Origin of the sequence: Corynebacterium pilbarense (genome assembly GCF_026930265.1) — a bacterium.
In the GTDB taxonomy this organism is placed as follows: Bacteria; Actinomycetota; Actinomycetes; order Mycobacteriales; family Mycobacteriaceae; genus Corynebacterium; species Corynebacterium pilbarense.
This window is the reverse complement of record NZ_JANRML010000058.1, coordinates 1-1,076: the sequence shown is the minus strand read 5'-3', so window position 1 is coordinate 1,076 and position 1,076 is coordinate 1. Positions and strand designations below refer to the sequence as shown.

The window sequence follows — 1,076 nt, the reverse complement described above, 5'->3', positions numbered from 1 at the left end:
CCATTACCTGGGCTACTTCATTCATAAACATGGTGTACATGTGGATCCAACCAATATCCAAGTCATCCATGACTGGCCATCCCCAACCACACTCACTGAGCTTCGGAGCTTCTTAGGCCTTGCCAATTTCTATCGCAGGTTCATGTTGGGATTCTCCCATATTGCATGGGCCCTCAGCCAAATAACTAGGGGTGGTGGTAAGGAAAAATTTGCGTGGGGCTGGTCCCAACAACAAGCATTCGATGATTTGAAGCAATGCTTGTGCTCATCCCCAATACTTTCACTACCAGACCTGCAACAACCCTTTGAGATCGAGACAAATGCTTCAGACTATGCTGTGGGCACCGTTCTCACTCAGCACGGCCACCCTGTGGCCTATCATAGTGAGACACTGTCAGATGTTGTCTGTAAGTACCCTACTTATGAAAAAGAAATGTACTCCATTGTGCAAGCCTTCCACCAGTGGAGACATTACATTCTGAGGAAGGAGACAGTCATCCACACTGATCATAAGCCATTGCAGTTCATGTAGACACAAGGAAAATTGTAGAATGACCGTCATCAAAAGTGGTCCACATACTTGCAGCAATTCCACCTCAACATCAAGTATAAAACATGAAGCACCAATCGCGTTGCTGATTGCCTCAGCAGACCGCCAGTCGCAGCACTCACCACAGTGCTAGACTCCTGCATCCATGAGACCTCTGGATGGCCCCAACTCTATGAGACAGACCCTGACTTCGCCACCACCTACCAAATGTTGGGTGCAAACGTAGTTGTCGATAATTTCCATCTTCAGGATGGGTTGTTGTGTCGTCTGGGCCATATCTATGTTCCATCAAGTGAGCGAGCAAATATGATATGGGAAGCCCACTACAGTCGGGTGGCAGGACACTTCGACATCGAAAAGATAGTGGCGATGCTACAGAAACATTTCTACTGGCCGAAACTTTGACAGGAGGTCAGCAAGTATATCAGGTCCTGCACTGCCTGTGCTATTTCCAAACCAACCACTAAGAAACAGGGCTTGTACACCCCTCTTCCTACTCTTGACAGGCCATGGGAATCCACTTCAA

At 47.8% G+C, this 1,076-nt stretch carries 1 protein-coding gene; it reads left to right on the top strand.

What is annotated here, in order from left to right; translation table 11 throughout:
* On the top strand, positions 1-532 hold a 532-nt coding region (locus NUW87_RS11375), incomplete at its 5' end, for a ribonuclease H family protein (RefSeq protein ID WP_269028635.1).
* Between the last annotated feature and the right edge of the window lie 544 nt (positions 533-1,076).